Origin of the sequence: Salipiger sp. (assembly GCF_048261495.1) — a bacterium.
GTDB lineage: Bacteria > Pseudomonadota > Alphaproteobacteria > Rhodobacterales > Rhodobacteraceae > Salipiger.
This window is the reverse complement of the sequence record NZ_JBLXFX010000004.1, coordinates 237,378-250,068: the sequence shown is the minus strand read 5'-3', so window position 1 is coordinate 250,068 and position 12,691 is coordinate 237,378. Positions and strand designations below refer to the sequence as shown.

The 12,691-nt window shown below is 63.5% G+C and carries 13 protein-coding genes and 2 tRNA genes; 13 read left to right on the top strand and 2 right to left on the bottom strand.

Features of this window, described 5'->3' with window-relative positions; all coding sequences use genetic code 11:
• Positions 1-7: 7 nt before the first annotated feature.
• A complete protein-coding gene (locus ACN0RJ_RS10440) occupies positions 8-271 on the bottom strand; it encodes a hypothetical protein (RefSeq protein ID WP_417719012.1) in 264 nt (87 codons plus the stop codon).
• Between the two features lie 256 nt (positions 272-527).
• Here ACN0RJ_RS10440 and lon point away from each other — a divergent pair, with 256 nt between their 5' ends.
• From lon to ACN0RJ_RS10420, 4 genes are all read left to right on the top strand, one after another.
• A complete protein-coding gene (lon, locus tag ACN0RJ_RS10435; RefSeq protein ID WP_417719013.1) occupies positions 528-2,933 on the top strand; it encodes an endopeptidase La in 2,406 nt (801 codons plus the stop codon).
• A 287-nt stretch (positions 2,934-3,220) separates the two neighbouring features.
• Positions 3,221-3,607, top strand: a complete 387-nt coding sequence (locus ACN0RJ_RS10430; RefSeq protein ID WP_417724217.1) for an HU family DNA-binding protein — start codon at positions 3,221-3,223, stop codon at positions 3,605-3,607.
• Positions 3,608-3,695: 88 nt separating this feature from the next.
• Positions 3,696-3,770, top strand: a tRNA-Val gene (locus tag ACN0RJ_RS10425).
• A 205-nt stretch (positions 3,771-3,975) separates the two neighbouring features.
• Positions 3,976-4,623: a hypothetical protein gene (locus ACN0RJ_RS10420; protein WP_417724216.1), complete on the top strand. Its 648-nt coding sequence runs from the start codon at positions 3,976-3,978 to the stop codon at positions 4,621-4,623.
• A 100-nt stretch (positions 4,624-4,723) separates the two neighbouring features.
• Here the strand turns inward: ACN0RJ_RS10420 and ACN0RJ_RS10415 are convergent, their stop codons facing one another.
• Complete coding sequence (locus tag ACN0RJ_RS10415) at positions 4,724-4,921, bottom strand: hypothetical protein (protein WP_417719016.1); 198 nt, start codon at positions 4,919-4,921, stop codon at positions 4,724-4,726.
• Between the two features lie 75 nt (positions 4,922-4,996).
• On the opposite strand from ACN0RJ_RS10415, the gene soxR reads away from it, so the two are divergent.
• The 9 genes from soxR (at position 4,997) to ACN0RJ_RS10370 (ending at position 12,686) form a co-directional block, all read left to right on the top strand.
• Positions 4,997-5,527, top strand: coding sequence for a redox-sensitive transcriptional activator SoxR (soxR, locus tag ACN0RJ_RS10410; RefSeq protein ID WP_417724215.1), 531 nt, complete (start codon positions 4,997-4,999; stop codon positions 5,525-5,527).
• 34 nt (positions 5,528-5,561) lie between these two features.
• Positions 5,562-5,637 (top strand) — tRNA-Val (locus tag ACN0RJ_RS10405).
• Between the two features lie 111 nt (positions 5,638-5,748).
• Complete coding sequence (locus tag ACN0RJ_RS10400; protein ID WP_417724214.1) at positions 5,749-7,290, top strand: DUF6538 domain-containing protein; 1,542 nt, start codon at positions 5,749-5,751, stop codon at positions 7,288-7,290.
• A gap of 643 nt (positions 7,291-7,933) precedes the next feature.
• On the top strand, positions 7,934-8,494 hold the full coding sequence (locus ACN0RJ_RS10395) for a hypothetical protein (RefSeq protein ID WP_417724213.1): 561 nt from the start codon (positions 7,934-7,936) through the stop codon (positions 8,492-8,494).
• Between the two features lie 196 nt (positions 8,495-8,690).
• Entirely contained in the window at positions 8,691-9,839 is a 1,149-nt protein-coding gene (locus tag ACN0RJ_RS10390) for a phage portal protein (RefSeq protein WP_417724212.1), read from the top strand.
• On the top strand, positions 9,836-10,159 hold the full coding sequence (locus tag ACN0RJ_RS10385) for a gene transfer agent family protein (RefSeq protein WP_417724211.1): 324 nt from the start codon (positions 9,836-9,838) through the stop codon (positions 10,157-10,159). The genes ACN0RJ_RS10390 and ACN0RJ_RS10385 overlap by 4 nt, the downstream gene beginning before the upstream one ends.
• The gene (locus ACN0RJ_RS10380) at positions 10,156-11,703 is read left to right on the top strand and encodes a phage major capsid protein (RefSeq protein ID WP_417724210.1); all 1,548 of its coding nucleotides are present in this window, start codon (positions 10,156-10,158) and stop codon (positions 11,701-11,703) included. The genes ACN0RJ_RS10385 and ACN0RJ_RS10380 overlap by 4 nt, the downstream gene beginning before the upstream one ends.
• Positions 11,704-11,706: 3 nt before the next feature.
• A complete protein-coding gene (locus ACN0RJ_RS10375) occupies positions 11,707-12,345 on the top strand; it encodes a hypothetical protein (protein ID WP_417724209.1) in 639 nt (212 codons plus the stop codon).
• Complete coding sequence (locus ACN0RJ_RS10370) at positions 12,342-12,686, top strand: HNH endonuclease signature motif containing protein (RefSeq protein WP_417724208.1); 345 nt, start codon at positions 12,342-12,344, stop codon at positions 12,684-12,686. The genes ACN0RJ_RS10375 and ACN0RJ_RS10370 overlap by 4 nt, the downstream gene beginning before the upstream one ends.
• Positions 12,687-12,691 lie beyond the last annotated feature (5 nt).

Below are 12,691 nucleotides of genomic sequence, written 5' to 3'. Positions count from 1 at the left end.
CTGTCCGTCAGGACAGCAGGCGGTGCAGCCGGCGCAGGGTCAGGCAGATCATGACGAGCAGCACGGGAAGGGCCACCGGAACCCCGTGCGCCGTGACCAGCCAGGCAAGCCGGACGGTGGCTTCGGGCGCGAACAGCGCCAGGAGCGCCAGCAGGCCCAGCACGAAGGCCGACAGCGCGCCGAGCAGATCCAGCGCACGCCCCGCGCGCGCGGGCGCCATCGTTTCGGACGTCGTTTCGGACATGGCACCGTCGCAGATCATCGTCGTCATCCCTCGCTGTCGTACACCCCCCTTGTTAACCGTGAATCCGGCCAATTCGGGGCATTCTCCGGGCAATACGGCGTGATCCGGCGCGTGGTGCCGGAAATGTGCGCTTGCACCCGAACCGCCGCACCGTCATTCTTCCGGGAACCTCCGTGGTGGTTGATTTCGTAACCCCTCAGCCCCATCTTGAGACATCTACAGGGGATGGCGAGCGCCGCCGGAGAACCGGGGCCGGACCGTCCTGCCAGACCAAGGAACGCACATGCAAAAGCCTCTCAACACATCCTATCCAGTGCTTCCGCTGCGGGACATCGTGGTGTTCCCGCACATGATCGTGCCGCTCTTCGTAGGGCGCGAGAAATCGGTGAAGGCGCTGGAAGCGGTGATGGAGGACGACAAGCAGATCCTGCTTGCCGCCCAGATCGACCCCGCGGTGGACGATCCCGAATCCAACGGCATCTACAAGGCCGGCGTGCTGGCCAACGTGCTGCAACTGCTCAAGCTGCCTGACGGCACCGTGAAGGTGCTCGTCGAGGGGCAGGCGCGGGTGCGCATCACGGAATATCTCGAAAACGACACCTATTTCGAGGCCTCCGCCGAGTATCTGACCGAAATGCCGGGCGATCCCGCCTCGATCACGGCGCTGGTGCGCACCGTGGGCGAGGAATTCGAGCGCTACGCCAAGGTCAAGAAGAACATCCCCGAAGAGGCGCTCTCGGCCGTCGGCGAGACCACCGAACCCGCGAAGCTGGCCGACCTCGTGGCCGGGCATCTCGGCATCGAGGTCGAGCAGAAGCAGGAGCTTCTGGAGACGCTGGCGATTTCCGAGCGGCTCGAAAAGGTCTACGGACTCATGCAGGGGGAGCTTTCGGTTCTCCAGGTCGAGAAGAAGATCAAGACCCGCGTCAAGTCGCAGATGGAGAAGACCCAGCGCGAGTACTATCTGAACGAGCAGATGAAGGCCATTCAGAAGGAACTCGGCGACGGCGAGGACGGTCAGAACGAGGTCAACGAACTGGCCGAGCGGATCGAGAACACCAAGCTGTCGAAGGAGGCCGAGGAAAAGGCCCTGGGCGAGCTCAAGAAGCTGCGCAACATGTCCCCGATGTCGGCCGAGGCGACGGTGGTGCGCAACTACCTCGACTGGATGCTGTCGATCCCTTGGGGCACCCGCAGCCGGGTCAAGAAGGACCTGAACCGCGCGCAGGAAGTGCTTGATCTGGATCACTATTCGCTTGAGAAGGTGAAGGAGCGGATCGTCGAGTACCTCGCCGTGCAGGCGCGCAGCCAGAAGCTGAAGGGGCCGATCCTCTGCCTCGTCGGCCCTCCGGGCGTCGGCAAGACCTCGCTCGGCAAGTCGATGGCCAAGGCCACGGGCCGCGAGTTCATCCGCATCAGCCTGGGCGGCGTGCGCGATGAATCCGAGATCCGCGGCCACCGCCGGACCTACATCGGCTCCATGCCCGGCAAGATCATCCAGGCGCTGAAGAAGGCCAAGACGACGAACCCGCTCATCCTGCTCGACGAGATCGACAAGATGGGACAGGATTTCCGGGGCGACCCGGCGTCGGCAATGCTCGAAGTGCTTGATCCGGAACAGAATTCGACCTTCGTGGATCACTACCTCGAAGTCGAGTACGACCTCAGCAACGTGATGTTCGTGACCACCTCGAACAGCTACAACATGCCGGGGCCGCTGCTCGACCGGATGGAGATCATCCCGCTCTCGGGCTACACCGAGGACGAGAAGATCGAGATCGCCAAGCGGCACCTGCTCGACAAGCAGGTGAAGGCGCACGGGCTCAAGAGCAAGGAGTTCTCGGTTTCCGACGGCGCGCTGACCGACATCGTGCGGTACTACACCCGCGAGGCCGGCGTGCGGAACCTCGAGCGCGAGATCGCGCGTCTGGCCCGCAAGGCGGTGACCAAGATCGTCAAGAAGGAGGTCGAGAAAGTCGACGTAACCTCCGACAATCTCGACGATTTCCTGGGCGTGCGGAAATTCCGCTACGGTCTGGCCGAGGACGAGAACCAGGTCGGCGTCGTGACCGGGCTTGCCTATACCTCGGTCGGGGGCGACCTGCTGCACATCGAGGCGCTCAAGCTGCCGGGCAAGGGCCGGATGAAGACCACCGGCAAGCTCGGCGACGTGATGAAGGAAAGCATCGAGGCAGCGGCAAGCTACACGCGTTCGATCTCTCCGCAGATCGGGGTCAAGCCGCCGAAGTTCGACAAGATGGACATCCACGTCCACGTGCCGGACGGCGCCACGCCCAAGGACGGCCCCTCGGCCGGTCTGGCGATGGTGACGGCGATCGTGTCGGTCCTGACCGGCATCCCGGTCCGCAAGGACATGGCGATGACCGGCGAGGTGACGCTGCGCGGCAATGCCAGCGCCATCGGCGGGCTGAAGGAAAAGCTTCTGGCGGCGCTTCGCGGCGGCATCAAGACGGTGCTGATCCCCGAGGAGAACGAGAAGGACCTCGCGGAGCTGCCCGACAACGTGAAGGAGGGGTTGGAAATCATCCCCGTCAAGCACGTCTCGGAGGTGCTGAAACTCGCTCTGGTACGCGAACCCGAACCCATCGAGTGGGATGAGGAGGCCGAGGAGGCCGCCGCCGCCATGGCCGCAAAGGAAAACGCCGGGGCCGGTGCCGTCGCGCACTGACCGCTCGACACATCTGAAAACTCGAGGCGCCGCAAGCGATTGCGGCGCCTTTTTCATGCCGCGGGGCGGGGCGCCCTTTGCCCGGTCCGGGCGCGGGCGGACAGCGGCGCAGAGGGGCGTGGCACAATTGGTATGCCGTTCGTGGCAAACCACAGCATCGGCCGGGGTCCACGCTGGATTTGTGGGGGGGATGCGCCTATACATAGGGCAGGCCGGCCAAGAAGGATCCGGCGGAACCGGCGCGATTCGGAACGGATCTCGGGTTCGGCAGTATCAGGGGACAGCAGATGACGGGCACCACCATCAAGAAGACCACCAAGCGCGCCAAGGCGGAGCCGAAGACCGCCGCGCCGGATTTGCAGGCCGACGACACCGGGGTCGAAGTCGCACCGGCGGGCAACGAGCTCGACAAGCGCGAGCTGATCGCCAAGGTGGTGGAGCGCAGCGGCGTGAAGCGCCGCGATGCCAAGCCCGCCGTCGAAGCGATGCTCGCCATCCTGGGCGAAACCCTCGCCGAGGGGCGGGAGCTGAAGCTGCCGCCGTTCGGACGGCTGAAGGTCAACCGGATCAAGCAGATGGGGGACAAGCGCGTGATCATCACCAAGCTGCGCCAGGGCACCGCCCCCGCAGAGCGCCCCGCCGCCGGGGACGAGACCGCAACCGCCGCCGAGTGATCGGCCGCGTGCAGGGGGCAATTTCGCCGCCGGGGGGGCGATTTGCCCCTTGAACCCCTCTGACAGGTTGTATAATGGACCCGCTACCGGGTGATTAGCTCAGTGGTAGAGCGCTTCGTTCACATCGAAGATGTCAGGGGTTCAAATCCCTTATCACCCACCATCATTTCGCGAAGGGCTCCGACGACGGTCGGGGCCCTTTCCGCATCGCGGGGGGCGCGGCCGCTGCCTTGAAAACGGGCAGGGGGCCGATCCGGGCGGACAGAACCCGCACAATTCCCTTCACCTTCTCATGGTTGTGAGTAGGGTGACACCAACCACCACAGGGCGATCCTTCGCGGAAGCGCCGTCTCACCGCCGGAGTTCACATGCGCACCTTCCTGACCTCGATCCTTCTGGCCGCTGCCGCCACCCAGGTCCAGGCGGCCACGCTCATTCCCGACACCTCCTATGTCACTCCTTTGGTGGAGACCTTCGAAAGCGCCCCCCTCGGCGAGATCTACGAGACCGACCCGATCTTTGCCGCGCTCGGCATTTCGGGCATCATCGGCATCGCGCTCGAAAGCGACTCGTTTGATAGCCGGCCGGGCGTGGGGCGCAGCCTCGGCGCGACCACGGGCAACGTGCTCCAGATCATGGACCCCGGCACCTTCGGTACGCTCATTTCGCTCAGCATCTCCTTCGTCAGCGACCTGATGCGTTTCGGGTTCAGCATGAGCGACCAGGCGACGACGTTCACCGTCGATTTCCTGCGCAACGACACGCTGGTCGATTCGATCGACGTCGACGTGCTGACGGCGGACTATTTCAGCTTCGGCTTCGAGGCGGACAACGCCTTTGACGCGGTCAACATCATCGGCCTGAACGGGGCGGCGATCGACAGCCTCACCACCGATTTCGCCTCGCCGGTGCCGCTGCCTGCCGCCCTTTCGCTGCTTCTCGCGGCGCTCGGCGGGGTCGGTATGGTGGGCGCAGCCGGACGACTGCGCCGCACCGCGGATCAGCGCCGGGCCTGAGCCCGGCCGATCAGGTCGACCTCGCGCGCAACGTCGCGGCACAACGGACCGCAGGCGGGCGCGGGGGTGTAGAGCGCCGCGAGCGCGCGCAGCAGGCGTCTCATGTCCGATCCTCCCGGGATGCGATGGCGTCGGGCGCCACCGGCCCTTGGCCGATGTCGCGCGACAGGGCGGCGTCGGCGCGCAGCGCCGCGATGCGGCGGCGATCGCGCCGGGCGCGCATCCCGGCACCGATCCGGCGCAGCAGCGTAAGGCGGAGCGGGCGGTTGCCGATGACGGTCAGGGCGGTGTCCTTCACGGGACTGTCTCCTTGCAGATTCGCGATTGTCGGGGCAGGTTGCTTCCTCAAGTTCACTTGAGGTCAAACGAAAAGATGCCCGTTCCCCGATCCGCTCCGCCCGCGCGCCCGCCGCGCAAGGTCCGCCCGAACGATCTGGGCGTCGGAGAGATGGCCGCCCGCGCCGGCGTGCCGGTCTCGACCCTGCATTTCTACGAGTCCGAGGGCCTGATCGAGAGTTGGCGCACCCCGGCCAACCATCGCCGGTACGACCGGCGGGAGCTGCGCCGGGTCGCCGTGATCCGGGTGGCGCAGTCGGTCGGGATCCCGCTGGCCGAAATCCGCGAGATGCTGGACCGGCTGCCGCGCGGGCGCGCGGTGGGCAAGGCGGAATGGGGCCAGGTTTCCGAGGGTTGGCGGGAAAGGCTCGACGCGCGGATCGCCCGGCTTCAGGCGCTGCGCGACCACCTCGAAGGCTGCATCGGCTGCGGCTGCCTGTCGATGGAGACCTGCCCGCTCTACAACCCCGCCGACCGGCGCGGCGCCGAAGGTCCGGGGCCGCGGGTGCTGATGGATCGGACAGCCATACCGCACACACCGCGCACACCGGACGGCGAAGCATCTTGAAACGCGCGCGCAGCTTGGCTACACGGCGCAGGCCGGGTGATTAGCTCAGTTGGTAGAGCGCTTCGTTTACACCGAAGATGTCGGGGGTTCGAGTCCCTCATCACCCACCATCCTATCCCTTTGAGATCAAAGAAAACCCTTGTAAGACAGGCCCTTTGGCCGTTCAACGGTTACAAACTTGGTTACAAAGGGTGGCTGGCGTGGCTGGCAGGATCATGCACTTGCTGAACCGCTCCGGGCGCTATCATGCGCGGCTGGTGGTTCCGAAAGACCTGCGGGGAATCGTGGGCAAGACCGAGCTTCGCGCCCCCTTGGGTGCCGACTACCGGCAAGCGCTCAAGCTGCTGCCCGGTGCCGTAGCCCAGCTTCAACATCAGATCGCACAGGCCGAACAGAGGGCCGGGGCAGGTCGGCCCCAGTCCGGCCCGGCGCGCTATCCGATGGCAGCAGATCAGCTTGCCTACAGCCATTACATGCAGCGCCTCGCCTTTGATGACCAACTGCGGAACGACCCTCGCTATGCAACGTTCTCGATAGATGACCTGCTGGTGCAGCGCCTGCGCGACGCCATTGCCGGTAGGGCCGATGACGCGGAGTTGGGCGCGCTAGTAGGGGCTCAAATCGAACGCTTCCGGGTCGCTGGCAACATTGATGCCGAGCCGGGTAGCGATGCTTGGCGCGAGATCGCCCGAGCCCTGTGCCATGCCGAGCTAGAGGCGCTGGCAAGGGCCGCAGAGCGCGACGAAGGCGATTACACCGGCACCCCTTGCGCGCCGATCATCAAGAACGCCCAGCCGCCGGAGACTGCGCCGGAGCGCGTGAGCCTGACGGGCCTCTGGGCCGACTACATCGCCAGTCGGGTGCAGGCCGGACTCATGCGCGATCAGGGCAAGAGGCTTCGCCCCGTAGTGGATAGCCTGCGCAAGTTTCTCAGGCACAACGACGCCCGGCGCATCACCAAGAAGGACCTCTTGTCATGGCGCGACCACCTGATGACGGGCCTGTCCGCCAAGACGGTCAATGACATTTACCTTTCCTCTGTTCGGTCCGTCTTCGCGTGGGCCGCCGAGAACGACCGGCTGCCCGAGAACGTAGCTATGTCTGTCCGGCAGCCGAAGCCCAAGAAGGTCTATGGCCGCGAACGCGGCTACACCGACAAGGAGGCATTGAACGTCTTGAAGGCGTCGCGCGTCCATCAGGCGAAGGCTGACGAATTCGGTTATGTGCGAGAGGTCCCGCAAATGACTGCCGCAAAGCAGTGGGCGCCGATGCTCTGCGCCTTCAACGGCGCGCGCGTGTCCGAGATCACGCAGCTTCGCAAAGAGGACGTGCGCGAAGAGGGGGAGCACTGGATAATCAGGATCACGCCGGACGCTGGGACCGTGAAGGCTGGTGATTATCGTGACGTGCCTCTGTATCCGCAGATCATCAAAGAGGGGTTCCCCGAATTCGTGAAGGCGGCAGGGACCGGCCCATTGTTCCACAACGGCACCGACCCCAAGGACTTTGAAGACAAGGCCAAACAGTATTCTAATCGCCTCGCAACGTGGCTGCGAGCCGAAGAGCTAACACCTGATGGGCTGCAACCGAACCACGCATGGCGGCACCGGCTCAAAACACAGTGCCGCGAATTGGGTATCTCCGACCGCGTCGTGGACGCGATACAGGGTCATGCAGGAAAGACGGCAGGCGACAATTACGGCGACGTGACGCTCAAGACTAAGATCGCCGCCATAGCGCGCTTGCCATCCTTTGACCTCTAATCTTCGTGGACTGTCAGCGGGTTCCTAGTTTGCCTCTGGTAGACGTCTGGCTGTTTGAGCCAATGTTTGCATATCAAGATTGGTGGCAGCAGTCCTTTGCCAACTTTCGAAGCAAGTCCTTGCAGCTTCCCCATTGCGGCCAAACATCGACAATCTTACACTTTCCTTCCAAAGCGAGTCGAGAGACAGGAGTGCAATGCAATTCTATTATACGGGTGAGCAAACTGAAACTGAAAGAATGTTCGGAGGGTTTCGCCACATAAATGCTATTGGGAGAATTGTGCGGGGTGATGCTGACAGGCTTTTGGATTTAATCAGAAAGGCGAAAGTTCCGCCGCGAACAACGGTCTACATCGACTCAGTCGGAGGGGAATTGGAGGAGGGGATAAAGCTTGGTTGCGTTATCCGTGCGTATGAGTTGGAAACTTCTATAGGCACCTACCTGTTAGATCCAGAAGTGGGCAATGATCCAATTGTTCCGAGAAGGCATAAGCCGGGAGCGTGCCTCAGCGCTGCAACAATGATGTTTGCGGGCGGTAGACTTCGGCACTTTCCGCAAGGATAAAAATTCGGCGTCCATCGCTTTTCGTTCGAGAACCCTGCGCCAAATAATCTCGAAAAATCGCAGGAGTTGTCGGCGAGTATGGCGGATTTTCTGATGCAAATGGGAGTTTCTTTATCTTTTCTGCAACTGTCGGCCGGAATCCCGAGCGAGAAATTACATCTCTTGGGGGAAGAGGATTTGCGTAAATACCAGATGGTAACTGGTGGCGAAACCAATGTAAAATGGGGCACAGAAATGCGTGCGAACATAATCTATGTTCGTGGAGCGCGTGACTCCATCTATGGAAAACACAAGGTCATGCTGGCGTACGCAAAGGATGCCGGTTTCATGTTTTGGGCAGTGATCGAGGCACAGGGGCGCCAAGAACAACTATGCGCCTATGGTCTTGTTGAAATTGTGATTAACGGCGAGGATCATAGGATGGATATATCTAGTAGATGCGAGCGTTTCGCAAATGATGTCGATGTTATATTGATGTCGAAGATAACAAACGAAGAGGCGGCTATGATCGCCTATAGTAATAGCTTCGGCGTGCAAATTCGTTTCAATGGTGAATCGGAAGTGTTTCTTGGTATATCTGCAATGGATACTACAGAAGGGCAAGACAGCCTCGTGACGCTTTATCGGAGTATGAGTTAGCTGCGGTTGCTGTGAAACCCCTTTATCGTCAACCTGTGCGTATACATTATGGGGTTCATCAATCCACGTCTTAAAAAAATGCCCAATCCCTCCGCTATTGCGATTTAGGGGATTCTCGCAAGCTGGAAAGCATGATAGGTTATGTTATAACATACCATTCTGAGACCCGAACTTGCTATCCTTCCTCAAGAGGGCCGTGCCCAAGGCCGACCAGAAATCCATCACCCTGACCGACCCCGAGGCGCTGGCGCTTTTCGGTGCGCTCCCCACCACCACAGGGGTTAGCGTCGGCCCCACGACCTCGCTGCGCGTCCCCGCTGTCGCCTGTGCTGTCGGCCTGATCGCCGAGACCATCGGCGCGCTGCCGATCAAGCTGCACGACCGTGCCACGCGCGCCGCGCTGCGCGATCACCCGGCCTACCGGCTTGTGCATGACGAAGCGAACGAATGGACCTCTGCCGCCGAACTGCGCACCGAGCTTACCACCGACGCCCTGCTGCATGGTGCAGGCTTCGCGCAGGTGGTGCGGCTGTCGGACGGCACCCCCTATGAACTGCACAGGCTGGCGGCGGGCAAGGTGCAGGCCAAGCAGGAGGACGATGGGGAACCCTTCTATCTGGTTTCGACCGCGCGCGGTCAGCATCGCCTGTCCTATCGCGATGTGATCGACGTGCGCCCCTTTGGCGGGGTGTCTCCGATCACCTTGGGCCGCGAAGCTATCGCGCTTGCCCTTGCCTTTGAAAAGCACATCGGCAGCCTGTTCGCGAATGGGGGCCGCCCCTCCGGTGTCATCAAGTCGCCCAAGGTGATGGACGCCGAGGCCAAGAAGGAGCTGGCCGCGTCGTGGTTCTCGACCCACGGGGGCGGGAACTCCGGCAGCACCGCCGTTCTGGATGAGGGGCTGGACTATCTGCCCATCTCTACCACGCTCGCCGATGCCCAGTTTGCCGAGAACAGGTTGGAGCAGGTGCGCGAGATCGCGCGCGTCTTCCGGGTGCCGCCGACCATGCTCTTTGAACTGAGGCGGGGAACGTGGTCGAACACCGAAGAGATGGCCCGGCAGTTTTACGCCGTCACCCTCAAGCCGTGGCTGTCGGAATGGAGTTGGGCTTATGCCCGGTGCCTCCTGACCCCGGAAGAGCGCGCTGCCCTGTATCTCGAATTCGTGGTGGAAGACCTCCTGACCACCGACCACGCCAGCCGTGCCGCCGCCTACGGGCAGTATCGCAGCATGGGCGCGATGACCGCGAACGAGGTGCGCGCCGGGCTGAACCTCGCCCCCCGCGACGGCGGTGACGAACTGAGCAATCCGTATACCACGACCGGCAAGGACGCCGCCGCATGAGCCTGACGCACACCACGTTCTTCGGCGATGGTCTCCACACCTTCGCCCTGACCGACCCCATGATTGCCGAGCTTGAGCGCATCTCCGATCTGGGTATCGGCGCGCTCTACCGGCGCGCGGTCCAGATGCAGTTTCGGCTCTGCGACCTCACCGAGATCATCCGGCTTGGTCTGATCGGTGGCGGCGCCGCCCCACAGGACGCCATGCGCCTGACAGACACCTATGCCCGAAATCAGCCGCTGGACCGGCTCTATCCGCTCGCCCTCGACATTCTCGATGCGCGGTGGTGCGGCACGACCAAACAGGACACCGCGCAATGAGCGACCGGCTGGAAGTCAAAGCATCCCTGACCGTCACCGACACCGGCGAAATCACCGGCATCGCGTGGCCGTTCGCGTCACCCGACCGTGTGGGTGACGTCATCGGCAAGGGCGCCCTCGCATACCCGGCGAGCCTGCCCATGCTCTTCGCCCACGATCAGGCTCAGGTGATCGGCGTGTGGGAAGAGATCGGCGAGACGGACACCGGCCTGACCGTCAAGGGCCGTCTCCTGATCGAAGACGTAGCCCGGGCGCGCGAGGTGCGCGCCATGATCCGCGCCGGTGCTGCCACCGGCCTGAGCATCGGCTTCGTGACCAAGCCGGCGCAGCGCCACGCCAAGGGCCGCACGATCACCTCTGCCGATCTGCATGAAATCTCTGTTGTCGCCGTCCCGTGTCATCCGGGAGCGCAGATCACATCCCTGAAATCCGATGACGCCCCCAAGCCCGCAAAGGACCCCCTCCGCATGGAACCCGAAGAAATCAACCTCTCGCCGGTGCAGACCACCCCGGCCAATGACACGCCGCAGGTGCCCCAGATCGACACCAAGGCCTTCAACGAGATCAAGGCCCGGCTCGACAAGCTGGAAGCCAAGGGCAACCGGCCCCGCGTCACCATCACCGGCGAGCCGGTCATGGATGCGGACGAGATCAAGGCGTTCGCCAACTACCTGCGCACCGGCGATCCCTCCGAAGTGAAGTCGCTGTCCTATGGCACGGGCACCGGCGGCATCCTCGCGCCGGAGACCGTCTCGAAGACCATCCTCGAAAAGGTGGCGGAATTCTCGCCGATGCGCGGTCTCGCCCAGGTGATCGCGATGAACGGCCCGCTGCTACAGCTTCCCCGGCTGGTGGCAGAGGTGGACCCGGCTGCCGTCGCCGAAGGCGCTGCCAAGCCCGAGGATGAGCCCACGTTCGAGCAGATCGATCTCAAGCCGTTCGAGATGGGTGTGGTGGTGCCGGTGACGAAGGTGCTGCTGGAAGACGCCCATGTCGATCTGTCGGCATATCTGGGCAACCACATCGCCCGCCGCTTCGGGCAGGTGGAGGCGTCGTGGTTCATCTCCGGCAACGGCGCCACGACCGCCGAGGGTGTTCTCACCTCTGCGGAGGTTGCCGACAACGAAGTCGCGGCGCTGAGCGCTGACGCCCTGATCGACCATTTCTATTCGGTCAAGACCGTCTACGCCGCCACCGGCGCATGGCTGATGAACCGCAAGACCATGTCGGCGGTGCGCAAGATGAAGGATGCGGACGGTCAGTATCTCTGGCAGCCGGGCCTTGCCGCCGGTCAGCCCGCCACCCTTCTGGGCCGTCCGGTCTATGAGGCGGTGAACATGCCGGACCCGACCGCTGGCGCCACGCCCATCGTCTTCGGCGACTTCGCCACCGGCTACGCCATCGCCGACCGGGTGAATTTCGAGATCATCCGCGACGAACTCACCGGCGCGGCCAGCGGTATCGTGAAATTCATCGCCCGCCGCCGTGTCGGTGGCCGGGTGGTGATGGGCGAAGCGCTGGCGAAGCTGAGCCTCGCCGCCTGATCCATGACCACCTCGCCGCGCGCATATGAAGAGGTCACGCTTGTGCAGGGTGCCACCGCCCTGCGCCTGCGCCCGACCTTGCGTGCGGCCTGCGCCCTTGAGCGCCTGCACGGGGGCTTCCCGGCCCTCCTGCGCAAACTGGAACAGACCGACACGACCACGGTTCGCGCGATCATCGCCGCGACCGCCACCGAGGACCGCGCCGCGAACGACTTCCTGCGCCGTGCCGCCAAGCTGCCGTTGTCTGTCATGGTCAGGTGGCAGCCCGTGCTCTTCGTCGTGGTGGCCGCTCTCCTGCCCACCCCGGCGAACGAAAGCCCTGCCGCATCTGACCCGGACACCGCGACCCCTTGGGCTGACCTGTTTCAGGAGTTGTTCGGGCTGGCGACCGGCTGGCTGGGCTGGTCCCCTGCCGACGCATGGAACGCCACGCCGCAGGAGATCATCACCGCCTTTGACAAGCACCTGAACAAGCTCCGCATCATTCACGGCGGTGCTGAGAAAGACCCCGAGAAGCGCGCCACCACGTCCGGCATGGATGAAGAGCAGCGCCGCGCGAACGTCGCAGCCGGTCTTGATCCTGACTTTGACCGCGAAGGGCTGGCCCCGCTCAAGGCCAAGATCGCCGGGGGCTACGCATGAGCAAGCCTCCCCGCCTCTGCGCCTGTGGGCATGTCGTGCCACATGGCGAGCGCTGCCGCTGTCAGGTTGCCGCCACCCGGGCGCGCAACAAGCGGCACGACGCCACGCGCCCCACGGCCCGGCAGAGGGGCTACGATGGCGCTTGGCAGAAGGCGCGCGCCGCCTTCCTTGCAGCGCATCCCCACTGCGCACATCCGGGATGCAATGCCCTCGCGACCGTGGTTGACCACATCGTGCCCCACCGTGGCGACAAGGCGCTGTTCTGGGATCGCACCAACTGGCAGCCGCTTTGTGGGCATCACCACAATGCCCACAAGCAGCGGCAGGAGCGCGGACAATGAGTTAC